Source organism: Synechococcus sp. UW179B (assembly GCF_900474245.1).
In the GTDB taxonomy this organism is placed as follows: Bacteria; Cyanobacteriota; Cyanobacteriia; order PCC-6307; family Cyanobiaceae; genus Synechococcus_C.
Window position 1 is genome coordinate 307,057 of the sequence record NZ_UCNZ01000026.1, and the last position, 25,561, is coordinate 332,617.

The following is a 25,561-nucleotide window of genomic DNA, read 5'->3' on the forward strand; positions in this document are numbered from 1 at the left end:
GCGCTTAGGGCGCTTACGTTGGTGAATCGCTCGGTTGTACTGCATGCATGCCCTTTCGCTTGGCACATGGTGGATTCATGTGGCTTCTGTCTTTGAGTGGCTGTTGGCGATGGTGTTGATCGCTCAGCGTGGATCACGCGGCTCTCAGATGAGCATGATCTGGCTCTCTGCAGCCATGATTCCGGCGCTGATCAGCGCCATGGCTGCATGCACTTGGCACCTCTATGACAATGCTGAGAGTCTTCGCTGGCTCGTTACGTTGCAGGCCAGTACAACCCTCCTTGGAAACGTCACCCTGGCGATTGCTGCCTGGAATCTGCAACGCGACGCACCGGTGGATATGAAGGTGAAGGGATGACATCGAACTTTGATCCAGCCCCCCTGTTTGCCCTGTCCCTGCTTCCTTATTTGGTGTTTCTGTTTCACCTTGGGCGCAGCCAGCAACTCCCAAAATTGACCGTTCTTGGTTTTCAGCTCACCCTGTTGTTCGTTGCTGTCACGATTGCGGCGGCGGTGTTTGCTCTTGTTCGTTACGACTCTGAATTGGTCGCTGTGGATTGGCTTCATGGAGGTGCGGAAGCCTTCCTCACGTTGAGTAATGCCTGCATTGTTGCCGGTTTGCTTCGCACAAAATCCAAAGAGCCAGTGAATAACTCTTACGAGGAGGAGATCTTGGGGCGATGACCTCGGAAGATGAGGTGTCGCTTGTTGCGCTGCATGTTCACTCCTCTTCTGGCTATTGCTCCCGCCACTGTTTCCTGGTCACCCAAGGTTGCCCTTGTGATGGTGGTCTGCAATGTCATCGCCATCGGGATTGGCAAAGCCACGATTAAGCATCAAAACGTGGGTCTCAAACTGCCCGGCGCCAATTTCTTTGGGGGTATGAGTCACGGCAGCATGCTTGCCACCACAAGCCTGGGGCACATCATTGGCATCGGCGCCATCCAAGGACTCGCCGCTCGAGGCGTTCTTTAAATTTCCCTTGATCATCCGCTGAACAAAGGCAGAAGCGCTGCCTTTGTTCACCACACTTCAGCCAGCTGACGTCATTTCAGCTGGCTTTTTTTCTTCGAGCTTGAGCGAGCCCGTTGTTTGCAGCTGGAAATGCTGCTTGATCCGGACGGCCATTTGATCCGGTGTCAAACCCAAGGCTTCGAAACTCTGCTGGGGAGTTGCATGATCCACCAGTTGGTCAGGAATGCCAATGCGGAGCATGGGAATGGCTAACCCCTTCTCCTGGAGAGATTCAAGAACGGCTGAGCCAAAGCCGCCCGGCAATGCAGCCTCTTCCATCGTGATGATCTTGCCAATCTTCTCGGCCATGGGATGAATGAGGGCTTCATCCAGCGGGCGTAGATAACGCGCGTTGATGACCGCAGCCTCAACACCTACAGCGGACAAGCATTTCGCGGTGGCTACTGCCTTCGGAACCATGGCTCCATAGGCCACCACCAAAACATCATGGCCTTCACGTACGACCTCACCACAACCAATGGGAAGGGCTTCCCAGCCTTCTTCCATGAGGGGTACCCCTTCACCGGGACCGCGAGGAATTCTCAGAGCCGTGGGGCCGTCATGGTTGAGACACGTCACCAACATCCTCTGAAGCTCAGCTTCATCCTTGGGTGCCATCACGGTGAAATTAGGAATTGCACGCATGTAGCTGATGTCGTACTGCCCTTGGTGGGTCGGACCATCGGCCCCAACAATGCCTGCCCTATCCAAAACAAAGGTCACCGGCAGTTTTTGAATCCCCACATCGTGAATGAGCTGGTCAAAGGCTCTCTGTAAAAACGTGCTGTAAATCGCCACAACAGGCCTGAGTCCGTCGCAAGCCATGCCAGCCGACAGGGTCACGGCATGCTGCTCAGCAATGCCGACGTCGATGTATTGCTCGGGTAACGCTTTTTGAAGGATGTCTAAACCCGTTCCCGTTGCCATGGCAGCTGTGATCCCAACCACCCTTGGGTTCTGTTCGCAGAGTTTGACAAGCGTTTGTCCAAACACCTTGCTGTAACTCGGTGGTTTGGGGGTTTTGCTCGGCCTTGCTTTGCCTGTACTGAGGTTGAAGGCTGACTGGGCGTGGTACCCAACTTGATCGGCTTCTGCGTAGGGGTAGCCCTTGCCTTTTTTTGTAACAACATGAACCATCACCGGACCCCCGACGCGATGAGCGGCCTGGAAGGTTCGCGTCATTTCGCCAATGTCGTGACCATCGATCGGACCCATGTAGGTGAAACCAAGTTCCTCAAACACAGCACCAACTTTGGGAACCGCCAGCCGGCGCATGCTCTCTTTGAGACGATTGAGTTCCGGTGGAATTTCTCCGCCCATGAAGGGGAGATGGCGCACGCTCTCTTCGACGCTTCCAGACAAGAATTGAAGAGGCGGGCTTAAGCGCATCCGGTTGAGATAGGTCGATAGCGCACCAACAGGTGGAGAGATCGACATGTCGTTGTCATTCAGAACAACGAGCAGTGGAGTGGATGGCAGATGACCGGCATGGTTAATCGCCTCCAGGGCCATGCCACCGGTGAGGGCCCCATCACCAATCACCGCAACGCATTTGTAATCAAGACCTTGCCGATCACGGGCCATGGCCATTCCGAGGGCTGCCGAAATGGATGTGCTCGCGTGCCCAGCACCGAAATGATCAAAACGACTTTCCGTTCTCTTCAGATAACCGGCCACTCCTCCCTGTTGACGCAGGGAGTCGAAGTTTCCATATCGACCTGTAATCAATTTGTGCGGATAAGCCTGATGCCCTACATCCCACACCACCTTGTCTTGGTCAAGGTCAAGCGTTTGGTACAGCGCCAGGGTTAATTCAACAACGCCTAATCCAGGCCCAAGATGCCCACCACTGTTGGACACCACCTCTAAATGGCGTTCACGAATCTGTTTGGCCACATCCTCAAGCTGCGCTTCAGACAGCCCGTGCAGCTTATTGGGATGGGTCAATTCGCTCAGTTGCATACCCATCCCCAGACCTATCCATTCAATCTACGGGCCGTACCGACCCTTCGCGATGTTGAGCAGTTGTCAGACTGCAGGGATGGATCATTACTTGCCGAGGATCCTGCGCGCCCGTGTCTATGACGTGGCCCGGGAAACCCCTTTAGAACTCGCCAACAACCTGAGCCGAAGGCTGAGCAACAGCATTTGGTTGAAACGGGAAGACCTGCAACCCGTTTTTTCCTTCAAGTTGCGTGGTGCCTACAACCGCATGGCTCAGCTCTCTGAGGCTGAGCTGAAACTCGGAGTTATTGCCTCTAGTGCTGGAAATCACGCACAAGGGGTGGCTCTCAGCGCATCCCACCTCGGCTGTAGAGCCGTGATCGTGATGCCCGTGACAACTCCTGGCGTCAAGGTCGATGCTGTACGCCAGCTGGGAGCCGAGGTGGTTCTCCATGGCGAGACCTACGACGAGGCCTATGCCGAAGCCAGGTCCCGCAGCGAAGCGGAACATCTCTGTTTTATCCATCCCTTTGACGATCCAGAGGTGATTGCTGGCCAGGGAACCGTGGGCATGGAAATCCTGCGTCAGTGCCACCAACCACCCGATGCGATCTATGTGGCTGTGGGGGGGGGTGGTTTGATCGGCGGGATCGCCGTGTATGTGAAAAGTCTCTGGCCTGACGTTCAAATCATCGGCGTTGAACCCCATGATGCCGCCGCCATGACCCTGTCATTAGAGGCTGGTGAACGCATCCGACTGCCCCAGGTGGGACTGTTTGCAGATGGTGTGGCTGTTCGCGAGGTGGGGGAGCACACCTTTGCTTTGGCCCAAAAGTATGTGGATGACATCGTCACCGTGAGCACCGACGAAATCTGTGCGGCCATCAAAGATGTTTTCGAAGACACCCGCTCCATTCTTGAACCCGCAGGTGCCCTTGCTGTTGCCGGTCTCAAGGCTGATGTGAGCCGAAGGTCGCTGCAAAACCAAAATCTGGTGGCTGTTGCCTGTGGAGCGAACATCAATTTTGCGCGCCTGCGCTTTGTGGCTGAACGGGCCGAACTGGGTGAAGAACGCGAAGCGATGCTCGCCGTAGAAATCCCAGAACGGCCAGGGAGTCTTCGCTGTCTCTGTGAATTGCTTGCAGATCGCAGCCTCACTGAATTTTCTTATCGCATGGGAGCTGGTGAACAGGCCCACATTTTTATGGGCGTTCAGGTGAGCGGACCCGATGACCGATCGTCTTTGATCGGTCATCTCCAGACCCATGGCTATGCCTGCCTCGATCTCAGTGACGATGAACTGTCCAAGGTGCATCTCCGGCACATGGTCGGAGGCCGATTGCCGGCAACGTCTACAGCCAGCAATGTGCAGGAGCTGCTTTATCGCTTTGAGTTCCCAGAGCGGCCAGGGGCCTTAATGCGTTTCGTCACGGCCTTGCATCGCGACTGGAGCATCAGCATTTTTCACTACCGAAACCATGGAGCTGATGTGGGTCGGATCGTGGTGGGTGTTCTTGTCAATACAGATGATCGGGAGGCCTGGCAAGCCTTCCTGCGCGACCTTGGTTACATCAGTTGGGAAGAAACGAGTAACCCGGCTTATCAACTCTTTCTGGGTGGATGAGGAGGGATGCATGGCCAAACCATGCACCAGCGTTACTTTGAATGCCCGTGCCTAGGGGGAGTTCATGGCACAAGAATTAGAGCGAAGCAACATGCAGGAATTCAATCTCTCCCTTCCAGCTCGCTTGGAGGCGATTCTTTATCTGAAAGGCAAAGCCCTTTCCACTGCGGAGCTGGCCGAGTTGGCCGACGCCAGTGAACAAGAAACGGAACAGGGTCTGCTCGCGTTGGTTGCTGGTTATGCCCAACGGGATACGGCCTTAGAAATCCATGAAAACAGCGGTCGTTACAGCCTTCAGCTGCGTGCTGGTCTTGGGGAACTGGTGCGCAATCTCTTACCGGTGAACCTCTCCACGGCAACGCTGAGAACGCTGGCAACGATTGCTTTGAAACGACGGATCCTTCAGTCGGAACTGGTTGAGTTAAGGGGATCAGGCGCCTACGACCACATCAAGGAGCTGCTCAGTCAGAACTTCATTGAACGCAAACGCCAAAGCGAAGGGCGTTCCTATTGGCTCAGCCTTTCTGAAAAGTTTCACCGCACATTTTCTGTGCTTCCTGATAGAGGGATCTCAGAACCTGATCAGGCTGCATAAAGTTCATTCAGTATTCACGCTTGAAAGGCACCGATGGATTTGAGTTTTGTTTCCACCTTTCTGCAGATCATTGCCCAGACCCTGCAGATTTATTCCTTCGTCTTGATCGTTCGCGTCCTTCTCACCTGGTTTCCGAATGTGGATATGGGGAATCCAGTGCTCAGCACTGTGAGCTCGATCACTGATCCTTACCTCAATGCCTTTCGTGGCCTGATCCCCCCGCTGGGAGGTTTGGACCTCTCCGCGATTCTGGCGTTCGTGGCCCTGAGCTTGATGCAGCAGCTCTTGGTTTCAGCCAGCTATGCGTTCGCCGGTGGATTTGGCAACTACGGCTAAGGGTGACGGCCAGCGATCAGCTCAGCGGTGATCGCCACTGCCTTGCAATTGCCCTCGCGCAGAGCGGTCACGCAATTTGCTGAGATTTTTGTTGGCCACATCCTCCAGGTCGTAGCCCATTTCGCTGGCCAGTTGAGCCACGTACCAGAGCACATCGCCCAGCTCCAAAGCGATCTCGGCTCTGACTTCATCATCAAAGTGCCCATGGCGATCGCGCAGCACCTTTTTGACTTTGTCCGCGACTTCCCCCGCTTCACCACTCAAGCCCAGGGTTGGGTAGATGGGATTGCTTCCAGCATCTGGATAGAGAGCTGTCTCCCGAGCAGCAGCCTGATAGGTGTTCAGGTCCATACGAATCATGTGGAAGAGAGTCATCATCCAACAAGTTTTCGAGTCCAAAAGGGCAAGACGGTAGATTCCGCAAGCTTCAAGACCTGTGGATGGCCCAGATCGATCTAACCCGTAGAACCAAGATCGTGGCCACCATCGGGCCCGCAACGGAGAGTCCTGAGGGCATCCGTCAATTAATTCAAGCTGGAGCGACCACGTTCCGACTGAACTTCTCCCATGGGGACCACAGCGAGCACGCTGAGAGGATTGCCACGATTCGTCAGGTGGCCCATGAATTGGGAGCCCACATCGGCATTCTTCAAGATCTTCAGGGTCCGAAAATACGCTTAGGCCGCTTCGAAGACGGTCCGATCACGCTCGCGAAAGGTGATCAATTTGCGCTGACGGCGAAGCAAGTGCGTTGCAATCAGACGGTGGCCACCGTCACCTACGACAAGCTGGCCGAAGAAGTCACCGCTGGAAGTCGCATCCTTCTCGATGATGGTCGCGTCGAGATGAAAGTTGAGAGGGTGGATTCTGTTGACCAGACCCTCCACTGCTCGGTCACCGTTCCTGGTGTGCTCTCCAACAACAAGGGGGTGAACTTCCCGGATGTGCAGCTCTCGGTCCGAGCGCTCACCACAAAAGACCGTCAAGATCTCGCCTTTGGTCTTCAGCAGGGTGTGGATTGGGTCGCGCTCAGCTTCGTGCGCAACCCCTCTGACATGCAGGAGATCAGAGAACTGATTCGTAAGCATGGTTACACCACTCCAGTGGTCGCAAAAATCGAGAAGTTCGAGGCGATTGATCAGATTGACGCGATCTTGCCTCTTTGCGATGGCGTGATGGTGGCCCGCGGTGACCTGGGGGTTGAGATGCCTGCTGAGGAAGTTCCGCTTCTTCAAAAGGATCTGATCCACAAAGCCAACAGCCTTGGGATTCCGATCATCACGGCGACCCAGATGCTCGATTCGATGGCCTCCAGCCCTAGGCCTACGCGCGCCGAGGTCAGCGACGTCGCCAACGCCATTTTGGATGGCACGGATGCAGTGATGCTCTCGAATGAGACTGCGGTAGGAGACTTTCCCGTGGAGGCTGTTGAGACGATGGCGACGATCGCCAGAAGGATCGAGCGCGATTACCCCCAACGGCCCATTGATACCCATCTGCCGAGCACGATCCCAAACGCGATTAGTGGGGCCGTGAGCAGCATTGCTCGCCAGCTCAACGCCGCGGCGATTTTGCCTCTCACCAAAAGCGGGGCCACCGCCCATAACGTGAGCAAATTCAGGCCTTCAACGCCGATCCTTGCGATCACCAGCGAAGTCAATGTGGCGCGCAAACTTCAACTGGTTTGGGGCGTGACGCCTCTGCTGATCGAAACCCAGAAGAGCACCACGGCGACCTTCACCTTGGCGATGGCTTATGCCCAAGAGCTCGGCGTGGTGAAAGACGGTGATCTTTGCGTGCAAACAGCAGGAACCCTTGCTGGAATTAGTGGCTCCACCGATCTGATCAAGGTGGGAATCGTGAGTGCTGTGCTTGGTCGTGGCACGGGCTTCGGCAGTGGCTCTGTGAGTGGGAAAGTTCGGATTGCGATGTCTGCCAGTGATTGCGCCCGGCTCGAACCTGGTGACATCCTTGTGGCTCACGACACCTCCGCCGACTACCTCGACGGCATCCGTGACGCTGCAGCAGTGATCACAGAAAAACCGGGCGAAGACTCCCACGCAGCGGTTATCGCCAAACGCTTAGGCGTTCCTGTGATTACGGGGGTGGCCAATGCCACGCGAGATCTCAGAGAAGGCGAAGTCGTGACCTTGCACGTGAAAGATGGAGTGGTCCATCGCGGTACCGGCAGCAACATGGCGATGAAATTAGACACCATGCTCTGAATTTGGTCTTAAACGTTCATGGCCAGCAAGCTGCCTCTTGCCGACACCGTCGGCATGGCTCTCACCACCCTTAAGGCAAATCGGTTACGCAGTTTGCTCACGATGCTGGGCATCGTGATTGGTAATGCCTCAGTGATCACCCTGGTTGGTGTGGGTCGAGGTGCCCAGAACTTGGCGGAGGACCAGCTCAGCAGCCTTGGGGCCAACGTGTTGTTTGTGGTTCCTGGGAGCAATGACACACGACGGCAAGGGGTGGCCTTTCCCCGCACCTTGGTGCTGGACGACGCCACGGCCATTGCCGCACAAGTGCCAAGCGTGAAACGCGTTGCCCCACAAATCTCAGCCAATGAAGTGGTTCAGGCGGGAGCGAGGAGTACGAGCGCCTCGATCTCAGGAGTCACACCGGCCTTTTTACCGGTGCGGAGTTTTGAGGTTGCCCGGGGTCGATTCATCAGTGCTGAGGATGAGCAGAGCGCCAAGACCGTTGTGGTGATTGGTCCAGATTTGCGGGACAAACTCTTCCCCTCCGGTGCAGCGGTTGGACAAACCATCCGGATCAGAGATCAGAGTTTCAGTGTGATCGGCGTGATGGAGCCCAAGGGAGCGGTCTTCGGTTCAAACCAGGACGAAAACGCCTACATCCCCCTTACAACGATGGTGAGTCGCTTGACAGGCCGTGATCCGACCTATGGAGTCAGCCTCAGCTTCATCAGTGTTGAAGCGAAGGACGAGCAAAGCACTGGGCCAGCCAAGTTTCAAATCACCAATTTGCTGAGGCAGCGGCATCGCATTTTACGCAAAGACGACTTTGCGGTTCGATCTCAAAAAGATGCCCTCACCATCGTTGGCACGATTACAGGCGGTCTCACGCTGATGCTCGGTGCGATCGGAGGCGTTTCGCTGCTCGTTGGAGGCATCGGAATCATGAACATCATGTTGGTATCGGTGAGTGAACGCACAGAAGAAATTGGTTTACGCAAAGCTTTGGGTGCGCGAAGTTCCGATGTACTTCGACAGTTTTTGGTTGAGAGTCTTGTGTTGGCGAGCCTCGGTGGCGTGATTGGAACCGCAGTAGGACTTGGCACCGTGACCGCGGTTGCCTTGTTCTCTCCTCTGCCGGCAGCCATTGGTGCTTCGACCATTTTGGTCACCGTGGGACTGTCTGGATCGATTGGACTCTTTTTTGGCGTCGTGCCTGCCAAGCGTGCGGCGATGCTCGATCCGATCGTTGCGTTAAGAAGCCTTTAAATCACCTTGCCCTAAAACAGCGGTTTAGGTAATGAAACTCTTACAGTCGTGAAACTCACGATGAATCCATGAATCAACGCTGGCGTCAGATAGCCCTCTGGATTCTTCCCATAGGCGTCGCGTTGCTGCTTGTTTGGCAGCTGGTTGGTAGCGGAGCTCTGAATAACCTGCGCAGTAGTAGTCCTGCCACCAGCGAAGGCACCACTGTTGCTCCCCGCAATGCTGCTGTAGCTCGGATGAGTTACGGCCGTTTCTTGGATTACGTCGAAGCTGGTCGTGTCACGGCAGTTGATATCTATGACGGTGGCCGCAACGCGGTTGTCGAAGCGGTGGATCCCGATCTTGATAACCGGGTCCAAAGGCTTCGCGTTGACCTCCCTGGACTGGCTCCCGAACTGATTAATACCCTCAAGGAAGAAGGGATCAGCTTCGATATTCATCCACCGAAGACAGCTCCTCCTGCCCTTGGCATCCTCGGCAATCTCCTCTTCCCCCTGTTGCTGATCGGATCTTTGATCTTTTTGGCTCGTCGTGGCAACTCCATGCCTGGTGGTCCCGGACAAGCCATGCAGTTCGGCAAAACAAAAGCTCGTTTTGCCATGGAGGCCGATACGGGCGTCAAATTTGACGATGTTGCTGGTGTGAGTGAGGCCAAGCAAGACCTGCAAGAAGTGGTCACCTTCTTGAAACAGCCAGAGCGCTTCACTTCCGTTGGTGCTCAAATCCCTAAGGGTGTGTTGTTGGTAGGCCCTCCCGGCACAGGCAAAACCCTGCTTGCAAAGGCCATTGCTGGAGAGGCTGGTGTTCCTTTCTTCTCGCTTTCAGGTTCTGAATTCGTAGAAATGTTTGTGGGTGTTGGCGCGAGCCGTGTCCGCGATCTGTTCAAACGGGCGAAAGAAAACAGCCCATGTCTGATCTTTATTGATGAAATTGATGCGGTTGGTCGTCAGCGAGGTGCTGGCATTGGTGGTGGCAACGATGAGCGAGAGCAAACGCTGAATCAGTTACTCACCGAGATGGATGGTTTTGAAGGAAATAGCGGAATCATCATTCTTGCGGCTACAAACAGGCCTGATGTTCTTGACTCTGCCTTGATGCGTCCAGGTCGTTTTGACCGACAAGTCACTGTGGATGCGCCCGATATCAAAGGACGTCTTTCCATCCTTGAAGTTCATTCAAGAAACAAAAAACTTGACGATCAGCTCACGCTCGACAGCATTGCCAGAAGAACTCCTGGATTTACAGGAGCAGATCTCGCGAACTTGTTGAATGAAGCGGCGATCCTGACAGCGAGACGTCGCAAAGACAGTATTGGAATTTCAGAAATTGATGATGCTGTCGATCGCATCATTGCTGGAATGGAAGGTCACCCCCTAACTGATGGCCGTAGCAAGAGATTGATCGCTTATCACGAAGTTGGACATGCCTTGGTTGGCACCCTTGTGAAGGATCACGATCCGGTTCAGAAAGTCACTTTGATTCCAAGGGGACAGGCTCAAGGCTTGACCTGGTTCTCACCAGATGAAGAGCAGATGCTCGTCTCGCGTGCCCAACTCAAAGCGCGCATCATGGGAGCGCTCGGCGGTCGTGCTGCGGAAGACGTGGTGTTTGGCCATTCCGAAGTCACCACCGGTGCCGGTGGCGATATCCAAATGGTGGCCTCGATGGCCCGTCAGATGGTGACGCAATTTGGAATGAGCCAGTTGGGTCCAATGGCCCTAGAGGGTGGTAGTCAGGAAGTGTTCCTCGGCCGTGATCTGATGACGCGGAGCGATGTGTCCGATGCCATTTCCAAGCAGATTGATGAGCAGGTGCGTTTGATCGTGATGAAGTGCTACGAAGAAACCGTTGCACTGGTTGGTCAGCATCGGCAAGCCATGGACAAATTGGTTGAGCAATTGATCGAGCAGGAAACCATGGATGGTGATGAATTCCGTGTCGTTGTCGCTGAATTCGCCGAGATTCCTGAAAAAGAACGTTTCTCCCCTTTGCTTGCCTAAACAAAAAGACCAGGCTTTAAAAGGCCTGGTCTTCAAATAATTGATTGAAACGTTTAAAGACCCTCATCATGAGGGTCTTTTTTTATACGGAGCGGACAGGGCTCTTATCAATCACGTTATCAATCAAGCCATATTCCATCGCCTGTTGTGGAGACATAAAGAAATCACGGTCCGTATCGGCTTGGATTTTGTCTAGGGGTTGGCCAGTGCGGTCCGAGAGTTCGTGATTCAGGCGATCTTTCAGAAACAAAATCTCATCGGCTTGGATTCGAATATCACTGGCCTGACCACTTGCACCACCTAAGGGCTGGTGAATCATGATCCGTGAGTGCTGCAAGCTGCTGCGCTTTCCTTTTGCACCGGCGCAAAGCAGGAAGGCCCCCATGCTCGCAGCAAGGCCAACACAGACGGTGTGCACATCTGGCTTGATGTGCTGCATCGTGTCAAAAATCCCAAGGCCGTCGTAAACCGAGCCACCTGGAGAATTGACATATAGGAAGATCTCTTTTTCCGGGTCTTCCGCTTCAAGAAATAGCAGCTGTGCAACGATTCGATTGGCGGAATCACTGGTGACAGGCTCACCCAAGAAAATGATTCTCTCTCTTAAGAGACGGGAATAAATATCAAAAGCTCTTTCTCCTCGTCCAGACTCCTCGATCACGATCGGGATCATGTTGCATAGCACCAGTTGGAACAATCCTAACGGCGGCATCAGCGGCGCTATGGTCTTAATTCAAAGTGGGGTGGAAGGACCTTGACGGATCAACGGACGATCGCTGACAGCAAGCGTGCCTTTCACACAGCCTTTCCTTACGTGATTCCGTCCCTGTACAGGAGAACGGCTGATGAGCTCCTGGTTGAGCTGCATCTTCTTAGTCACCAGCAGCATTTCAAGAGCGATGCCCTGTTTGCTGTTGGCTTGCGTCAGGTGTTCCAGGCGTTCACACAGGGCTACAAACCGGAAGCACACCTCGATGAGCTGTATGCGGCCATTTGCTCCAGCAATGGCTTTGATCCGGAGGCTTTGAAACAGCTGGCAGAGGGTTCAACCTCGGCTGTTTCTGGTCACACCATCAGCGAAGTGCGTGAATGGCTCTCCAATCGCGGAGCTGGGGCTCCAGAGCCCTTAGCGTCCGGTATCTCGAGTGTGGGCGGTGATTCATTTCACTACTCGCGTCTGATGGCTGTGGGCTTGTTGAGTCTGCTCTCATCCGCTCAAGGTGGTGAGCCCTCAAATCCCGACGAACTCAAAACCCTTGCCCATGAAATTGGAGAGCAACTAGGTCTTTCCAAGCCACGCTTGGACAAGGACCTCAGCTTGTACACGTCCAATCTTGAAAAGATGGCTCAAGCGGTGGAACTCATTGAAGAAACCTTGGCTGCAGAACGTCGCAAACGCGACCGTCAGGCGGCTGATTCTCAGGCGATTGACTCAAAGGCAGAGGCGGCTCAATCTGATTCCTCTGATGGGTCAGCTGCGGACGAGAGCACTAACTGACCACTGATCTCCCACCATGCTTGCTGGCCTGATGTTTTCAGGTTGGCTGAGACAATCGCCGGTTTGATTTGAAGGTGGAGTGAATCGGCCTGCTTCAGAAGCGCAGGCCACGCTCCATTCATCAGTCCTAATGCAACGAGATTGCGTGGTCGGGCATGGAGCTTCAGGGCTGAATCCTTGGCAGCTGGAAGTGTTTGATAGAACGGTTTTGTGTCTGGAAGACTTGCGAGTCCGGCACTCAAAAGGGGCAGCGTGCCGGGCTTTTGCAACCAACGCCAACCCCCCACGATTTTGTTTTGTCCTTCGCGCTGATCTTTCCAAATCACAGCATCCGTTTTTTTGTCTTTGTCTTTGTCTTGCTTTGAGGTTGGCGTTTGAGATGGAGATGGCGTGGAGCGTTGAAAGCCGCGTTCTTCTAAACGGGTACTCACGCGATCAAAGACTGTTGTCCAGGCGGCAGCACCTCCAGGCAAGGGTGCCTGAAATTGGAGTCCCGCTCGATAGGCCCCTTTTGTTTGCTGCTGTAATCGCAGTGAAAATGGCGAAAGCGCAAGTCTCGATCGGATTGCTTGATTCACTCCGTACTGAGATTCCAAGGGCTCTTGGATGATTTGGCGACTCAACAGTGTGCCCAGGATCAAATCAACACGGGCTCCATGCACTTCAAGAAGGCTGGCCTTATCAAAGTCAGGTGGCTTTTGACGATCAGACACTGAAAAATTCCAACCCTGTTTGGGTTGGGTTGCTGCAAGTGCGATCGAGCGATCGCCAACGACGCCACCCCAATGAAGTGTGTTGCCATGAAGGCGAAGGGCAAGGCAGCCGTGACTTCCTTGCTGGAGCAAGGGAGCTGTTGTTCCGCTGATCGCAGCTAGAGCATCACTGGTCCAAAACACGGCTGGAGTCTGTGCAAGCTGCTGCATACAGCGTTTTTGAAGCGATTTCGGTTGAGCAGGCAGCTCGGATTGGCGTTCAAGTCTTTGGATGAGTTGTTGTCGATGCAGCTCATCGGAGCCAAGCAACGTCAATCCCGACACTTGGTGTTTGCGTAGATTTTTCGTATCAGTGCCGAGCAGTTGATCCGGAAGAATCAAATAGGCATCGCCGTCTTCTGACCAACCCTGCCACCAGATCGACCGCCCTTGCCGCTTCCATAAGTTGCCAGCACGGAGGAGACCCAGTCTTTGGTTCCAAAGCTTGGGGACAGGTCGTTTTGAATCCCCATGAAACGACTGCATCAAACTGAACGCCCCTGAGATGCGGCCCAGTGATGCAGGGGGTCCATCGTCTTGACGTGATGGCTGATTCAGAATCACGCCCATCAAACCTGCCAATAAAACAGTCCCTAAACCCGATGCAGTGACGGGTAGGGACTGAACGATGGATCGGTATGTGGAGATTTTCAGGAGTGCGTCAGTTGCGGTCACGAGAACGCCTGCGACGACGATCTTTCCACTCGATGGTGGAGAGGTAAGCGACTATCACGCTGACAAAGACCAACAGAACCGCAGCGGTCATCGCCAATCCCTGACTGACGATGGGAGCTTGCAGTGCTTCGTTCACTTCAGAAATTCAGGGTGCCATCACCGTTGCGGCCCCAGACCACCATCGCGATCGAGAAACTGAAGACAGCAGCCAGTGATGCCCAGGCAATCGTGAACAGCATTGAAATAACGCTTGAATGCCATGAGTTTACCTAGGTTCCCCCTCGGAACTGACTGGTTGATTCATTACTTCTTATGACTATGGCAACCCCTGGAACGGCAAGCGTCCTTCAACCGGAACGCACAACCCTGCGCTACCCCAATGCCAGAGTCATCGTTCTCAACGATGACGTCAATACGTTTGAACACGTGGTTGAGTGTTTATGCAAAATCATCCCTGGGATGAATAGCGATAAGGCTTGGACACTTGCCCATCAAATCGATGGTGAAGGGTCTGCTGAAGTGTGGGCAGGCCCCCTTGAACCCGCAGAGCTTTACCACCAACAACTCAGCAGCGAGGGTCTCACGATGGCTCCGTTGGAACGCAATTAGTGCCCATGGCCGCTTCCACTGAATTCAACGACTTTCAAGGTCTCCGTTGGCCAACCCTGTTGCGATTAAGTCTCTTTCAGGCTTGTCTTGGAACCCTTGCGGTGTTGTTCACTGGGACCTTCAATCGGATTCTGATCACAGAGTTGGCTTTTCCTGCCTTGCTGGCGGGTGGAGGGTTGGGATTTGAGCAACTGGTGTCTCCAGCACGGGTGCTGTTCGGACATCTCAGTGATTCCCATCCCTTAATGGGAAAACATCGGACGCCCTATGTCCTGCTTGGAACCATTGCCATCTGTCTGTTGGCGATTCTGAGTGTGCCCGTCAGTTTCATGGTGAGGGAAGCCCTCGATAGTGGATCCCCGTTGGTGGCCGCTGCAGGAATAGCAGCATTTTGTGGCTTATTTGCTCTCTACGGATTAGGGACGTCTATGGCAAGTACTTCCTATTTAGCCCTTGTGATTGACCGCACAACGGAAGAACAAAGGCCGCGCTGCATCGGTGTGATTTGGGCGATGCTCACGGTGGGAATCATTGTGGGAGCGATAGCTATCAGTCTTGCTGTCCGCTCGATCGACGGCATTTCAGATCCCGTGATTCTTCAGAGCTGGCTGCAGAAGTTCATGATTGCGATTACGTCGATCGTGATGCTGCTGGCCATTGTTTCGACCTGGGGAGTAGAGAAACCAATAACGTCTGGCACTGTTCGTCCAGTTCAGGATTTGATCACACTTCAGGATGCCTGGAAGGTGGTGACTTCAAGTCGACAAATCGTGATCTTCTTTGGATTCTTAGTTTTATTCACGATGGGACTCTTTCTTCAGGATCCAATTCTGGAAAGTTTTGGTGCTGAAGTGTTCGGGATGCCTGTGTCTAAGACCACTTTGCTGAATGCTTGGTGGGGATCAGGAACCCTTGTTGGTTTACTGGTTGCTGGCTGGTTTATCACCCCAAAACTCGGAAAGTTGGCCACTGCCCGTCTGGGTTGCTGGATGGTGATGGGCTCCTTATTTCTGTTGTTAATCAGCGGCTGGCAGCAAGCATCCGGACTTCTTCCTGTGGTGATGGTGCTGTTTGGTTTAGCTGCAGGCGTTGGCACCAACAGCGCACTCACCCTGATGCTGGATCTCACCTTGCCCGCCATGGCAGGAACCTTCGTGGGCATTTGGGGTTTAGCGCAAGCCCTCTCTCGGGGCTTTGGCAAGGTTGTCGGCGGTGGGTTGCTCGATCTTGGTCGACAGCTTCTTCCCAATGCTGGACCAATGGCTGGTTATGGCTTGGTGTTTTCGATTGAAATTCTGGTGATGGCGAGCGCTTTGATTGTGCTGAATCAGCTCAGCGTCGGTCAATTCCGAGAATCCACCACACAACGCCTCGACATGGTGTTGATGGCCGAAATCGACGGTTAAATCAAGCGGCAGGTTTGCGAGTGGAGCGGGTTAGGGATAACAGGGCTTTTGTGCGCAGACGTTGGGTTTGAGCGGCAAACACATACCGAATCACTTTTCCAGGGCAAAGAGCCAGGCCGCGCACTTCGTCTCCATGGACCTCTGCTGTAAGGATCTTGGTTTTAGGGCCCATTCGAGATGTCAAAGGACCTGAGATCTCAGTTCTGAGGGAATCGACAGATCGGAGCATGGCTCGCAAGGAACGCTTACCTGATCTTTAGCCAGAGTGGCTAACTTAAACAAGCTTTACTTTTGAACCTGGAGTGGGCCGTCTTGTTGTCACCCATAGCACCTACGTGAAGGGTTTGATCCCTTGGCTCAAGGTGTTGGCGAATGACCCACAGATCCAGACCATTACCCCAGGCGTGATTGCAAGGGTGAAGGGGCGGTGCCAAGACTTAACGCTGAGACCATCTGTTCCGATCCGAGGTGGTTTCAAGCTGATGGCACGCCGTGGCCGGACTGCTCAAGAGGTCTTTGTGATTACAAGCTTGGACAAATCAGACTTAATCGATCGATTGGCCAGTTCTAGGTCTTCGATTCTCTAGCCGAGTCCTTTAAAGACTGCTCTTTGTAAGAGATGCTGAATGATATTGCAAGCGACTAGTTGGTGGTTGTTCTGTTTCCAGGCTCTCTAAAAGAATGGCCGTTCCAAGGATGACAAGAGCAGCTGGAAGAATGGTTGCCAGCCTGTTGACTTTAGATTTACGCTTGAAGATGTATCGTGTCATCGTATTTTATGTATATTTTCGAATCTAGAAGGATCAATACTTTGGGGTATGAGTTTTCGGTTGGCATTGTCTTAGAGAGATCTGAGATCTAGGGAGAAGACCATTTCAAGTGCAATATACGAGTGCAAAATAAATTGCTGGTTGTTGATTCCTGAGTTGAATACAATCCGCCTGCAAGCTTTTTGCTGATTGTGTTCAAGCTAAATACAAAGCCATTCAAGTGATGTGAAGGCGACTCTCTTTGCTGATTTGATATCGCTTTCAACCAGTCCGATCACGACTCAAAGATCCTGATCGTGACATGGGTCTAATTTTGGTGAACCGCTGTGCCGTGCGAGCCCCAGTGTTCGACCTGGAGTTACCAGAAGAGGCGAAAGATTTCGAGAGGATTCGTTTCCGGTTACAAGACCGGTTTACGGCACCAACACGACAGTCACCCCATGTCGAAAGAGAGTCAGATCAGAGCACTAGAGAAAGGCTGTCACCAACACAGCAGTTCATGACCAATTTAGAGGAAGAGGCCAGATTTCACGAATGCGTTGCAGCATTTGCTGTCCTCTCTCTGCTCGTTCATCAGCGGTACGGCCATTGAGCAGGGTGGTGACATGTCCCACTTTGCGTCCAGGGATTTCATTTTTTCCGTACCAATGCAGATGCAAGCCTTCGATGGAGCGTAGTTTTGAAAGGCGTTCCTCAAGCGGCACAGCCTGGTCTGCGCCGAGTCCAAGCAGATTGACCATCAAGGAACCATCGGCAATGAATTCTGGATTGGGAACATCCAGCCCTGCTGCAATGCACAGTTGTTGATCAAATTGACTGCTGGAACAAGCCTCAATTGAAAAATGACCAGAATTATGCGTCCGAGGCGCTATTTCATTGACAAATAATCCTTCTGATCCATAGAAAAACTCCAAGGTCATCACACCCACGTAGCTGAGCTTTGTGAGTAGCGAGGCCGCAATGTTGTAGGCCGTAGCCTCAACGATTTGACTCACGGATGCGGGGGCAATCACCCAGTCGCATACTTGATTTTTTTGATGCGTTTCGGCCAAAGGAAGACTGCGAATACGCCCCTTTGCATCTCGGCTGACGACGAGGGCAAGCTCCTGCTCATAGGAAACCCAGGCTTCGATTAACCACTCATTGGCATCGACGTTTCGAAGCAACTGAGCCAAGCCGTTGAGATCTTCCACAACCCGTGTGCCCTTGCCGTCGTAACCGCCGTAGGCAGCCTTGGCCATCACAGGAAAAGTCCATCCGTTCGGCAACGATGGCGATCCAGGATTGAGTTCTGCCAATGAAATCCAATCTGGACTTGGAATTAAAAGATCATCGAGAAGGCGTCGCTGGGACAACTTATTAACGAGCGGCACCAAACTCGCCAATGAGGGAGTGAATTGCACGCCCTGTCGCTCGAGAGGCATCAGAGCGTCGACAGCGATCCATTCGTTTTCGAAAGTGATACCTAGGCAGTGCGTGGAGAGCTCCCTCGTTGCACGGGCATCGGTGGATCCAGCGATCACTAAATCCTTCGCCAAGGAGGCAGCAGGGTCTTCAGCTTTTGACGCCTGTACGGCCAGCGTCAAACCCCGTGTTTGGGCAGCTTCACCAAGCATGAGGGCCAGTTGCCCGCCACCGATTACCCCAATTGTGTTGTCAGCGCTGGGCATCCGTTGCAGCTCGGTCTGAGTGAAGCTTTGCATTCTCTCCTTTTAGCAACGATGGCAGACCTAAATAAGGCTTCGTTCTCCTCCGAACGCAAGTCGAATAGCTGTTAACAACAAAACCAGTAAGAACAGAGCTAGGCCAACCGTGCAGGCATAACTGATTTCTAGTTCTGCAAAGGCCTGGTCATAGACGTAATAAACCAGGGTCCTTGTGGAGTCTGCAGGACCTCCCTGGGTCATGAGGAACACCTCTTCAAACACCTTGGTTGCAGCAATGGCGGAGATCACGGCCACCAGGGTGACGTACGGCCGTAGCAATGGAAGGGTGATGTCGACGTGCTTGCGCCAGCCTTCACTTCCATCCAGCTCAGCGGCCTCATACAGCTCCTTTGGGATGCCTTGAAGTCCCCCCAGGAAAATCACCATGTAGTAGCCCAACCCCTTCCAGAGGGTGACGAGCATCACGGAAGGAAGGGCCAACAAGGGATTGGTTAAAAAATCAATGGGTATGAATCCTTGACCAAACAAGGCGTCAAGCCAACCGTTGATGAGACCGTTTTCGGCATAGAGCCATCGAAAAGCAATGGCAGCCACCACGATCGACACCAACACCGGCGTATAAAAAGCAGCGCGGAGGATGTGCACACCTGGGAGGATTCGATTCACAAGAACCGCCAGCGTTAAGGAGCCGATCACAATGGGAGGAACGACTCCGAATAAATAAATCAACGTGGTGCCGAGCACCTGATAAAACATTGGATCGCCAAGAAGTCGCTGAAAATTGGTTAAGCCGATGAATTTCAGGGGCTCGGTGACATCTAGACCTGTTTGCGTGAAACTGATCACCAGCGCCATCACTGCCGGAATCAAAACGGACAGGCTTAGGAGAATCAGTGCAGGAGCTAAGAACCCCCAAGCAATAAGCGTGGAACGCTGTTTGGACGTTGAGGGCAGGGCCATCACCAGCGCAAGATGGTTTGAAGGAGAATAGGTCCGTCACAGCGGGCGGCATGACCCAATCCCAACCGACCAGTACCTCAGCGGCAGGTGTGAGACGTCTCAGCGTTGCGCTCGAACAGAATCCTTACGACGTCGTGATTCGCTGCGGCGGTGTGGATCAGCTCGGCGCTGAATTGCTTCGAATCGGGATTCGGCCCAACACCAAAATTCTGGTGGTTAGCAATCCAGATGTTGCTACGCCCTATGGAGCTCGTTGTCTTTCCAGTCTTGAAAAGGCGGGATTTCAAGCCAGCTTGCTAACGATTCCCGCTGGTGAAGAGCAAAAAACCTTGGACACCTTCAGGACGATCCTTGATGCTGCCAAAGAGAAAGGATTAGAGCGTCAGTCGCTGATGCTCGCTTTGGGTGGTGGGGTTGTTGGTGACATGACTGGGTTTGCGGCCGCTTGCTGGCTGCGTGGAATCGGTGTGGTGCAAGTTCCCACAACGCTTTTGGCGATGGTGGATGCCGCCATTGGCGGAAAAACTGGTGTGAATCATCCAGGCGGAAAGAACTTGATTGGCGCCTTTCATCAGCCCCGACTGGTGGCGATTGATCCAGACACGCTGCAAACGCTTCCCGTGCGGGAATTTAGGGCCGGTCTCGCGGAGGTGATCAAATACGGCGTGATCGGAGATTCAGACCTGTTTGCCTTGCTCGAGCGCTCCTCCGGCTTTGACAATCCTCAGTCGATTACGACCGAGCTGCTGGAAACGCTGCTCGAACGTTCTGCGCAAGCCAAAGCCCTCGTTGTTGCTGCCGATGAAAAAGAGGGTGGTCAGAGAGCCATCCTTAATTACGGCCACACGTTTGGACATGTGGTTGAAACACTCACTGGGTATGGCACCTGGCTCCATGGCGAAGCTGTGGCGATTGGCATGGTGGCAGTGGCGTCCCTCGCCGTGCAGCGCGGGTTTTTCCCCCAATCCGATGCTGACCGGCAGAAGCGTTTAATTGAACGTGCTGGATTGCCCATTGACTGGCCTGACCTTGATCCAGATTCGGTTTTAAACACGTTGCAGGGCGATAAGAAGGTCCGCAACGGTCGTCTTCGCTTTGTGTTGCCCTCCCGCATTGGCGCTGTGTCGATCGTGGATGACGTCAGCAGTGATGAAATCAGAGCTTGCCTGGCTTCGATGCGTTGAGGCCTAAGGGCTCTTGAAGGAATTGGCTCCGCTCACCCATTCTTTTATTGGGAAGCAATGGGTTGATACGCAGGAATGACAGCCAGCGAAATTCTCCAAGGCAAGCAGGATCAACAAGGCGCAGCAGCGCTTCTCGACGTTGCAGACCCTCAGCGAGTTGATTTCCAGGAAGCTGTTGAAGACTGCTGAAGCGCTCAGCCAGACCTAAGGCGAGCAAGGCCTCACCCTGTCGGCATTGACCCTCCAGGGACCAACCATTGTTGGTGGCTTGATGGACGAGGGTCTCAAGACAGAGATGGGCCGTGATGTCGTTCTTTCCTGCATCCGCCAAGACGTTTTCACTGGCTCTTTGGTTTCGATAGGCGATGAGGGTCCCCTGGCTGCGCTGAGAGGAGTAGTAGCGATGCGCTTCTAAGGCGTAGTCGACGACGAGGAGATGGCCAGCGATCAACGCCTCAGACGCCTCAGCAAACCAACGGGCGCATTGGTCATGCCATTCCGTTGTCCACCCGTCCTCAGCATTGTCTGGAGGCAAAGCAATCTGCGCTGCTGCCAACGTTGCATTTAAGCGTTCTTGAAGGGGCTGAGGAATGGGCTCATGGCTCCAGTGCAAACCAAGATCACCATCGTCGTCTTGTTGCAGTTGAACGGTTTGCCGACGAAGCTGACCGTCAATCACTTCCAGGCGCTCCACTGGAAGGGCATCGAGCAGCTCGTGAGCAATTAAGACCCCTATCACCGGCTTGGTCTTGAGATCGGACATGGACGCCCAGCGTTGTGAAAGCCGTTGCTGGGGTTTGCAAGAACGCTGGTGCTGCTCCAGGCGGTTGCGTTGACGCTGTTCCATTCCTGGATTGGCTTCCACCAAAACCAGCTCCAGTCGATGCCTCAGCTCTGGAAGCTGTTCGGCTAGATGGGTGATCAGTTCACAGCTCATCTCCGCCTCGCCAGGGCCAACTTCAACGATCGAGAGGGTTTCTGTTGGGTGGTCTTGAGCGAGCGTTCGAATCCACTGGACCAGTTGGCCACCCATCAAAGCTGCAAAATCAGGGCCCAGAGTGGCTGAAGTTACAAAATCCCCTGCTTTTCCAATCTTCAGTTGGCCACTGCCGTAGGCGCCATGCTCAGGGTCATGCAAGGCCCAATCCATGAATTGGGAGAAGGGAACGGAACCTCCTACCTGTTCAAAACGCTGTTGAAGCCATAAGGGGCAGGGCGCAGCAGGGCCTGTCATTGAGGAGAATGCCTGTAATGCGACAGAGCTATGGGAACACATCCGCGCTTCAAACGATTTCTGTTCCCTTTGTTCAGCCTATGTCTGATGCTCCTGGTCGCAAGCCCGGCCCAGGCAATCGATAACCCAGAGCTATTACCCGACCATCCAACACCGGTGATTGATCTGGCTCGGGCCTTTAGTGACAATCAACTCAAAGAACTGGAAACATCGCTGGATGCTTTTGAAGAACGAAGTGGTTGGAAGCTGCGTGTTCTCACCCAATATGAAAAAACACCTGGACTCGCTGTTAAAGAATTTTGGGGGCTTGATGAACGAAGTTTGTTGATTGTCGGAGATCCCCGTGGTGGAAATCTGCTCAATTTCAACGTGGGCGATGCGTTTTTTGCCTTGATGCCCCGCACCTGGTGGGTGGAACTCCAAACGCGCTACGGAAATCAGTATTACGTCCGAGACAATGGTGAGGACGGTTCGCTCTTGGCGACGATCGGAGCGGTAGAACTTTGCCTGGATCGAGGTGGTTGTCAGTTTGTTCCAGGCTTGCCACAGGAACAATGGCTCCTAACCCTGGCTACATCCGTTCTCGGTGGATTAATCGCAGGTTTTGCTGCCTATCCAAGGAAGGAAGGTGAACGGGTCGCCTGGGCTTGGGTGCTTCTGTTATCTCCTCTTTGGGTGATGTTATTTGGTGTGTTTGGAATAGCACCGGTGGTCACACGCACCAGCGATCTACTGCCGCTTGTGCGAAACGGCATGGGATTCGTTGGTGGCATGGTGGGCGCTTATCTGATCGCCCAAGCAACGGTTGGTCGGAAATTAGCCGAAGAGTCTGAGGATTAATTCAGACCGATCAATCAAGACCCGGTTCAGGGCATGCCACAAAGAATCTTTGGACCGGTGCACACGGGGGCTTGGAGTCCCTTGCTACCCGACTTTCCGCTAAGAGCTTGCTGACGCTGATCCCTGATCTGACGAAGCTGACTCAGATTGACCTTGTAAAACGATTGAAGATTGGCGAAACGCTTCACAGGCTGGCCGTAGTAGCTGCTGCCACGAAGGGTTGGGAACGAAGCCCACTCAGGGGCCAACTTGGCCGCCAGCAAGGGAGTCATCACACCAACATCAGTGAGGCGTAAGGCCTTTCGTCTTTGGACGAGAAACAGAGCGCCCTGGTCTTGGACTTCGGGTCCAAACCCCCTAACCCCCAAGCTGCGCTTGACCAGGTCCCATGTGAAGGGCATGAACTGATAGGCACCGGCCGCAGCACTCGCGTATCGAGAGGAATAAATGACGCGATCGGGATGGCGATCCATCGAGCCCATCAAACTGCCGCCAAACATGACGCGATAGCCCACGTCGTGTCCGTTTTTCCAAGTTCCTTCAGCGAACCTGATCGTATTCAGAAGGGCGCGACGCTCTGGAGTAATGATGTAGGGCAGAGCACTCGTTTGAGACTCTTCAGTGGAAGTAATCAGTCCCGAACGTGAGCTTTGGAGCGTGGGCAGTGCAGCAACAGCAGATTGAGCTGACTGAGACGACACCAACAATGGGACCACACTTGCGAGAGCCGCTGGAAGGAGACGACAGACGTTTTTCGCAAGGAAAGTCATAAGTGGCAAAAAAGATTGACCGGGGGAGGAGATCAACAAACCGCAGAGGAGGCGGCGCTCTAGATATCAGACAGCAACGAGATTGAACACATAGGGCTCAATCGATAGAACTTTGACGAACGGTTCCAGGCGACCCAAGAGCAGGTGTGCCAGATGGGTAAATGTCCTCAGGCCATGGCAAGACTCAGATGGGACCCAAATTGCGCCAAAGCCAGAAGGGGTGGAGCGTCTCGGTTGAGATAACAAAAAGTAATTGCAGTGATCAGCCGTCCTAAACAGTGCTCGTTGCCACCATCGCCAAAGCGTTGGCCGCCTCTTCAGCACCTTGTTTGGAAGCGACCGGACGGACTGCATCGACAAGTTTTTGATCAAGCTCCCATTCCCCTTTGTTCAAGGCATGACGACTGAGAACTCTGTGGTGTCCGTACAGGCGAAGGCCATCCATGAGTACGGAAGCTTCGGCGAAGCCATCGCGCTCCACAACGTGCATCCCTAAGTTTTGGCTGAGGGCCTCACAAAAAGTGCTGTAACCAGGCTTGCCCAAAAGCCGATCACAAAAAGGCATCACATCAAAAGGACGCACGTTCTCAGGCAAAAGAGTGACATTGGCCAACGCCTCAAAATCAGCAAAAAGGTGAGGAGCCACAGGGGCTGACATCAGAAAATGATGATTGGGCCAGAGACGAAACAAGGCAGGGTCGATGGCAACACCTAAGCCCCCAAAGCCAACAAGGATCAGAGGCTCTTGAATCTGTTCCAAGTGAAGACGCCATGGCTCAGGAAGATCGCGCAGGGGTGACACGGTGACCCCTAGCTGCTGTTCGCTTAAACCCCACTCCATTGGGAGTGAAAAAGGACAACGCAAAAGCAGATCACCCTGCTGATAGTTCGCTTTTGCAGCAGCTGCATACTCGCTAAACATCCCACCGAGGGGTTCATAAATGTCATCCCAACCGAAATTACCCATCCAAACCAACGGCGCGTTGAGTCGCTTAGCGAGAACGGCTGCCGCCGGTGGGATGTCAGCAACAACCAGGACTGGAGTGTTCTGCTCGGTAAGCCAGGCCATCTCCTGATCAAGATGATGAGGGAGCTGCGTCTCCAGAGCCTTGAGAGCCTCCAAGGTTCTCTCCTCATCAACTCCGAGTGCATCGGCCTGGATCATTCCCACATCCCAGCCGACAAAGCGGTGCTCAATGGGGATTGACCCGCAGACAAGCTTGAGAAACTCTGCTGAGACCCGAGAGCTAACGACGAGCCTCCAGGACGGCTGAAGCCGGTGTAAGGCACTTAAAACAGTTGCCTGGCGCGCAGCATGACCAAACCCATGGCTGCTTAAGCACAAATAGATCAGCATGACGATGCGCTTTCACTGGGTTGCCGCAACAACGTTTGCTCGTAGGCAAGCGTTCCATTGGGATGGAACCAGCGATGACTCACAAGGCTGAGATGACGCCCCTCAAATTCAACCCAGGTGAAATGAATCAAGGTCTGTCCTGCTTCGTCTGATCCAGAACGTGGGACGCAAGCGGCATTGACATAGGCGGTGCCATAGCGATCGCGATGGAACGTCAAACGTTCTCCCTTCCCACCACGAAGGCTGTGGTGCATGTGCCCGAACACCACAAGATCAGCACCACGACGACGGCGCATGGTTTCAACAGCGATCGCAAGATCGCGATCACCCCAGTCAATGTGGGGATGCTTCCAATCCCGACCACAGATGCTGGACGCATCGGATCCAAGACCGGTTGGACCGCTATGGGCTAAGAGCACCAAGGGCCAAGTGTCGGGTGCGTCAGTCGCCGCTTGGACGATGCGATCGACCGACTCTTGTTCCGAAACAGGGCCGAAAACGCTCTGAACAGCTTCCGAAAGGTGAAAACCACCTCCTGAACTACATGGACGGGCGCCCACAATGGCGACGGCTGGAGACGACCAATTGCGCATCTTCCAGGAGCAATCAAGATCTCCCAACATGGAAATCTGCTGACGCAGCCGTTCACCGCTGCGGTCTCTGCCGCGATCGTGATTGCCAAGAATCACAGCGCAGGGGAGCTTCAAGCGGGTGATTGCTTTCACTAAGCGCAAATCACCATCACTCAAATCGCCAACGAACAACAAGGCATCAGGACGCAGCTGATCGAGCAGCTGCTCGTCATGACAGGTCCAATCACCGTGAAGGTCACCGGCTATGGCGAGGCGCAATC

General features: G+C 53.7%; 28 protein-coding genes and 1 other RNA gene. 15 read left to right on the plus strand and 14 right to left on the minus strand.

What is annotated here, in order from left to right:
* Positions 1 to 43 precede the first annotated feature (43 nt).
* From DXY38_RS12740 to psaK, 3 genes are read left to right on the plus strand one after another with little or no spacing between them, the layout of a single operon-like run.
* The gene (locus tag DXY38_RS12740) at positions 44 to 358 is read left to right on the plus strand and encodes a DUF2499 domain-containing protein (protein WP_115071932.1); all 315 of its coding nucleotides are present in this window, start codon (positions 44 to 46) and stop codon (positions 356 to 358) included.
* Positions 355 to 684: a DUF3593 domain-containing protein gene (locus DXY38_RS12745; protein ID WP_115071933.1), complete on the plus strand. Its 330-nt coding sequence runs from the start codon at positions 355 to 357 to the stop codon at positions 682 to 684. Before DXY38_RS12740 ends, DXY38_RS12745 begins: the two co-directional genes overlap by 4 nt.
* Positions 685 to 717: 33 nt before the next feature.
* A complete protein-coding gene (gene psaK / locus DXY38_RS12750) occupies positions 718 to 975 on the plus strand; it encodes a photosystem I reaction center subunit PsaK (RefSeq protein ID WP_006852623.1) in 258 nt (85 codons plus the stop codon).
* Between the two features lie 57 nt (positions 976 to 1,032).
* On the opposite strand, the gene dxs is transcribed toward psaK, so the two are convergent.
* Positions 1,033 to 2,976: a 1-deoxy-D-xylulose-5-phosphate synthase gene (gene dxs / locus DXY38_RS12755; protein WP_115071934.1), complete on the minus strand. Its 1,944-nt coding sequence runs from the start codon at positions 2,974 to 2,976 to the stop codon at positions 1,033 to 1,035.
* Between the two features lie 79 nt (positions 2,977 to 3,055).
* Between dxs and ilvA the strand changes: the two genes are divergently transcribed.
* The 3 genes from ilvA to DXY38_RS12770 all read left to right on the plus strand — a co-directional run bounded on the left by ilvA (position 3,056) and on the right by DXY38_RS12770 (position 5,513).
* A complete protein-coding gene (gene ilvA, locus DXY38_RS12760; protein ID WP_115071935.1) occupies positions 3,056 to 4,582 on the plus strand; it encodes a threonine ammonia-lyase, biosynthetic in 1,527 nt (508 codons plus the stop codon).
* Between the two features lie 64 nt (positions 4,583 to 4,646).
* Positions 4,647 to 5,177 carry an SMC-Scp complex subunit ScpB gene (gene scpB, locus DXY38_RS12765; RefSeq protein ID WP_115071936.1) on the plus strand — a complete coding sequence of 177 codons (531 nt, stop codon included), beginning with the start codon at positions 4,647 to 4,649 and terminating at the stop codon, positions 5,175 to 5,177.
* 33 nt (positions 5,178 to 5,210) lie between these two features.
* Positions 5,211 to 5,513 (plus strand): YggT family protein, encoded by a 303-nt coding sequence (locus tag DXY38_RS12770; RefSeq protein WP_006852627.1) that lies wholly within the window; start codon positions 5,211 to 5,213, stop codon positions 5,511 to 5,513.
* A gap of 21 nt (positions 5,514 to 5,534) precedes the next feature.
* Here the strand turns inward: DXY38_RS12770 and DXY38_RS12775 are convergent, their stop codons facing one another.
* A complete protein-coding gene (locus DXY38_RS12775; RefSeq protein WP_115071937.1) occupies positions 5,535 to 5,864 on the minus strand; it encodes a nucleoside triphosphate pyrophosphohydrolase family protein in 330 nt (109 codons plus the stop codon).
* A gap of 89 nt (positions 5,865 to 5,953) precedes the next feature.
* Here DXY38_RS12775 and pyk point away from each other — a divergent pair, with 89 nt between their 5' ends.
* The 3 genes from pyk to ftsH all read left to right on the plus strand — a co-directional run bounded on the left by pyk (position 5,954) and on the right by ftsH (position 10,986).
* Complete coding sequence (gene pyk, locus DXY38_RS12780) at positions 5,954 to 7,738, plus strand: pyruvate kinase (protein ID WP_115071938.1); 1,785 nt, start codon at positions 5,954 to 5,956, stop codon at positions 7,736 to 7,738.
* An 18-nt stretch (positions 7,739 to 7,756) separates the two neighbouring features.
* The gene (locus DXY38_RS12785; protein WP_115071939.1) at positions 7,757 to 8,986 is read left to right on the plus strand and encodes an ABC transporter permease; all 1,230 of its coding nucleotides are present in this window, start codon (positions 7,757 to 7,759) and stop codon (positions 8,984 to 8,986) included.
* 68 nt (positions 8,987 to 9,054) lie between these two features.
* A complete protein-coding gene (gene ftsH / locus DXY38_RS12790; RefSeq protein WP_006852631.1) occupies positions 9,055 to 10,986 on the plus strand; it encodes an ATP-dependent zinc metalloprotease FtsH in 1,932 nt (643 codons plus the stop codon).
* Positions 10,987 to 11,068: 82 nt separating this feature from the next.
* Here the strand turns inward: ftsH and clpP are convergent, their stop codons facing one another.
* A complete protein-coding gene (gene clpP, locus DXY38_RS12795) occupies positions 11,069 to 11,659 on the minus strand; it encodes an ATP-dependent Clp endopeptidase proteolytic subunit ClpP (protein WP_038013657.1) in 591 nt (196 codons plus the stop codon).
* An 81-nt stretch (positions 11,660 to 11,740) separates the two neighbouring features.
* On the opposite strand from clpP, the gene psb29 reads away from it, so the two are divergent.
* Complete coding sequence (gene psb29 / locus DXY38_RS12800) at positions 11,741 to 12,484, plus strand: photosystem II biogenesis protein Psp29 (RefSeq protein ID WP_115071940.1); 744 nt, start codon at positions 11,741 to 11,743, stop codon at positions 12,482 to 12,484.
* On the opposite strand, the gene DXY38_RS12805 is transcribed toward psb29, so the two are convergent.
* Genes DXY38_RS12805 through petN form a run of 3 tightly spaced genes read right to left on the minus strand, consistent with a single transcriptional unit; the run spans position 12,436 to position 14,150 of the window.
* Entirely contained in the window at positions 12,436 to 13,911 is a 1,476-nt protein-coding gene (locus DXY38_RS12805) for a hypothetical protein (RefSeq protein ID WP_244279131.1), read from the minus strand. The genes psb29 and DXY38_RS12805 overlap by 49 nt on opposite strands.
* Positions 13,898 to 14,047, minus strand: coding sequence for a hypothetical protein (locus DXY38_RS13805; RefSeq protein ID WP_159098288.1), 150 nt, complete (start codon positions 14,045 to 14,047; stop codon positions 13,898 to 13,900). Before DXY38_RS13805 ends, DXY38_RS12805 begins: the two co-directional genes overlap by 14 nt.
* A 1-nt stretch (position 14,048) precedes the next feature.
* Positions 14,049 to 14,150, minus strand: coding sequence for a cytochrome b6-f complex subunit PetN (gene petN / locus DXY38_RS12810; protein WP_011619345.1), 102 nt, complete (start codon positions 14,148 to 14,150; stop codon positions 14,049 to 14,051).
* 73 nt (positions 14,151 to 14,223) lie between these two features.
* On the opposite strand from petN, the gene clpS reads away from it, so the two are divergent.
* Together clpS and DXY38_RS12820 are read left to right on the plus strand one after the other, a co-directional pair.
* A complete protein-coding gene (gene clpS / locus DXY38_RS12815; RefSeq protein ID WP_038013168.1) occupies positions 14,224 to 14,520 on the plus strand; it encodes an ATP-dependent Clp protease adapter ClpS in 297 nt (98 codons plus the stop codon).
* 5 nt (positions 14,521 to 14,525) lie between these two features.
* Positions 14,526 to 15,926, plus strand: coding sequence for a BCD family MFS transporter (locus DXY38_RS12820; RefSeq protein WP_115071941.1), 1,401 nt, complete (start codon positions 14,526 to 14,528; stop codon positions 15,924 to 15,926).
* 1 nt (position 15,927) lies between these two features.
* Here DXY38_RS12820 and DXY38_RS12825 read toward each other — a convergent pair whose 3' ends face one another.
* On the minus strand, positions 15,928 to 16,155 hold the full coding sequence (locus DXY38_RS12825) for a hypothetical protein (protein ID WP_006852637.1): 228 nt from the start codon (positions 16,153 to 16,155) through the stop codon (positions 15,928 to 15,930).
* 73 nt (positions 16,156 to 16,228) lie between these two features.
* Between DXY38_RS12825 and DXY38_RS12830 the strand changes: the two genes are divergently transcribed.
* Positions 16,229 to 16,513, plus strand: a complete 285-nt coding sequence (locus tag DXY38_RS12830) for a DUF2103 domain-containing protein (RefSeq protein ID WP_006852638.1) — start codon at positions 16,229 to 16,231, stop codon at positions 16,511 to 16,513.
* 497 nt (positions 16,514 to 17,010) lie between these two features.
* Here DXY38_RS12830 and ssrS read toward each other — a convergent pair.
* From ssrS to DXY38_RS12845, 3 genes are all read right to left on the minus strand, one after another.
* Positions 17,011 to 17,198, minus strand: a non-coding RNA gene (gene ssrS / locus DXY38_RS12835) — 6S RNA.
* On the minus strand, positions 17,194 to 18,366 hold the full coding sequence (locus DXY38_RS12840) for a 5-(carboxyamino)imidazole ribonucleotide synthase (protein ID WP_115072066.1): 1,173 nt from the start codon (positions 18,364 to 18,366) through the stop codon (positions 17,194 to 17,196). The genes ssrS and DXY38_RS12840 overlap by 5 nt, the downstream gene beginning before the upstream one ends.
* A 60-nt stretch (positions 18,367 to 18,426) precedes the next feature.
* The gene (locus tag DXY38_RS12845; protein WP_115071942.1) at positions 18,427 to 19,323 is read right to left on the minus strand and encodes a carbohydrate ABC transporter permease; all 897 of its coding nucleotides are present in this window, start codon (positions 19,321 to 19,323) and stop codon (positions 18,427 to 18,429) included.
* A 50-nt stretch (positions 19,324 to 19,373) separates the two neighbouring features.
* On the opposite strand from DXY38_RS12845, the gene aroB reads away from it, so the two are divergent.
* The gene (gene aroB, locus DXY38_RS12850; protein WP_115071943.1) at positions 19,374 to 20,507 is read left to right on the plus strand and encodes a 3-dehydroquinate synthase; all 1,134 of its coding nucleotides are present in this window, start codon (positions 19,374 to 19,376) and stop codon (positions 20,505 to 20,507) included.
* Here the strand turns inward: aroB and DXY38_RS12855 are convergent.
* A complete protein-coding gene (locus DXY38_RS12855) occupies positions 20,479 to 21,741 on the minus strand; it encodes a class I SAM-dependent methyltransferase (protein WP_115071944.1) in 1,263 nt (420 codons plus the stop codon). The two genes, aroB and DXY38_RS12855, sit on opposite strands and share 29 nt — an antisense overlap.
* Before the next feature lie 87 nt (positions 21,742 to 21,828).
* Here DXY38_RS12855 and DXY38_RS12860 point away from each other — a divergent pair, with 87 nt between their 5' ends.
* On the plus strand, positions 21,829 to 22,581 hold the full coding sequence (locus DXY38_RS12860) for a TPM domain-containing protein (RefSeq protein ID WP_371411010.1): 753 nt from the start codon (positions 21,829 to 21,831) through the stop codon (positions 22,579 to 22,581).
* A 26-nt stretch (positions 22,582 to 22,607) separates the two neighbouring features.
* Here the strand turns inward: DXY38_RS12860 and DXY38_RS12865 are convergent, their stop codons facing one another.
* From DXY38_RS12865 to DXY38_RS12875, 3 genes are all read right to left on the minus strand, one after another.
* Entirely contained in the window at positions 22,608 to 23,351 is a 744-nt protein-coding gene (locus DXY38_RS12865; protein WP_115071946.1) for a glycoside hydrolase family 104 protein, read from the minus strand.
* 271 nt (positions 23,352 to 23,622) lie between these two features.
* Positions 23,623 to 24,708 (minus strand): hypothetical protein, encoded by a 1,086-nt coding sequence (locus DXY38_RS12870; protein WP_115071947.1) that lies wholly within the window; start codon positions 24,706 to 24,708, stop codon positions 23,623 to 23,625.
* Positions 24,702 to 25,559, minus strand: coding sequence for a TIGR04168 family protein (locus DXY38_RS12875; RefSeq protein ID WP_006852649.1), 858 nt, complete (start codon positions 25,557 to 25,559; stop codon positions 24,702 to 24,704). The genes DXY38_RS12870 and DXY38_RS12875 overlap by 7 nt, the downstream gene beginning before the upstream one ends.
* Between the last annotated feature and the right edge of the window lie 2 nt (positions 25,560 to 25,561).

Coding starts and splice junctions, on each gene's coding strand:
- DXY38_RS12740 (WP_115071932.1), top strand. CDS start 44: ATGCATGCCCTTTCGCTTGGCACATGGTGGATTCATGTGGCTTCTGTC.
- clpS (WP_038013168.1), top strand. CDS start 14,224: ATGACTATGGCAACCCCTGGAACGGCAAGCGTCCTTCAACCGGAACGC.
- dxs (WP_115071934.1), bottom strand. CDS start 2,976: ATGCAACTGAGCGAATTGACCCATCCCAATAAGCTGCACGGGCTGTCT.
- petN (WP_011619345.1), bottom strand. CDS start 14,150: ATGCTGTTCACGATTGCCTGGGCATCACTGGCTGCTGTCTTCAGTTTC.
- DXY38_RS12865 (WP_115071946.1), bottom strand. CDS start 23,351: ATGACTTTCCTTGCGAAAAACGTCTGTCGTCTCCTTCCAGCGGCTCTC.
- DXY38_RS12845 (WP_115071942.1), bottom strand. CDS start 19,323: ATGGCCCTGCCCTCAACGTCCAAACAGCGTTCCACGCTTATTGCTTGG.
- ftsH (WP_006852631.1), top strand. CDS start 9,055: ATGAATCAACGCTGGCGTCAGATAGCCCTCTGGATTCTTCCCATAGGC.
- pyk (WP_115071938.1), top strand. CDS start 5,954: ATGGCCCAGATCGATCTAACCCGTAGAACCAAGATCGTGGCCACCATC.
- DXY38_RS12785 (WP_115071939.1), top strand. CDS start 7,757: ATGGCCAGCAAGCTGCCTCTTGCCGACACCGTCGGCATGGCTCTCACC.
- DXY38_RS12820 (WP_115071941.1), top strand. CDS start 14,526: ATGGCCGCTTCCACTGAATTCAACGACTTTCAAGGTCTCCGTTGGCCA.
- ilvA (WP_115071935.1), top strand. CDS start 3,056: ATGGATCATTACTTGCCGAGGATCCTGCGCGCCCGTGTCTATGACGTG.
- DXY38_RS12870 (WP_115071947.1), bottom strand. CDS start 24,708: ATGCTGATCTATTTGTGCTTAAGCAGCCATGGGTTTGGTCATGCTGCG.
- DXY38_RS12775 (WP_115071937.1), bottom strand. CDS start 5,864: ATGGACCTGAACACCTATCAGGCTGCTGCTCGGGAGACAGCTCTCTAT.
- DXY38_RS12860 (WP_371411010.1), top strand. CDS start 21,829: ATGCTCCTGGTCGCAAGCCCGGCCCAGGCAATCGATAACCCAGAGCTA.
- psaK (WP_006852623.1), top strand. CDS start 718: ATGTTCACTCCTCTTCTGGCTATTGCTCCCGCCACTGTTTCCTGGTCA.
- clpP (WP_038013657.1), bottom strand. CDS start 11,659: ATGATCCCGATCGTGATCGAGGAGTCTGGACGAGGAGAAAGAGCTTTT.
- DXY38_RS12840 (WP_115072066.1), bottom strand. CDS start 18,366: ATGCCCAGCGCTGACAACACAATTGGGGTAATCGGTGGCGGGCAACTG.
- aroB (WP_115071943.1), top strand. CDS start 19,374: ATGACCCAATCCCAACCGACCAGTACCTCAGCGGCAGGTGTGAGACGT.
- DXY38_RS12855 (WP_115071944.1), bottom strand. CDS start 21,741: ATGACAGGCCCTGCTGCGCCCTGCCCCTTATGGCTTCAACAGCGTTTT.
- DXY38_RS12825 (WP_006852637.1), bottom strand. CDS start 16,155: ATGCTCCGATCTGTCGATTCCCTCAGAACTGAGATCTCAGGTCCTTTG.
- scpB (WP_115071936.1), top strand. CDS start 4,647: ATGGCACAAGAATTAGAGCGAAGCAACATGCAGGAATTCAATCTCTCC.
- DXY38_RS12745 (WP_115071933.1), top strand. CDS start 355: ATGACATCGAACTTTGATCCAGCCCCCCTGTTTGCCCTGTCCCTGCTT.
- DXY38_RS12770 (WP_006852627.1), top strand. CDS start 5,211: ATGGATTTGAGTTTTGTTTCCACCTTTCTGCAGATCATTGCCCAGACC.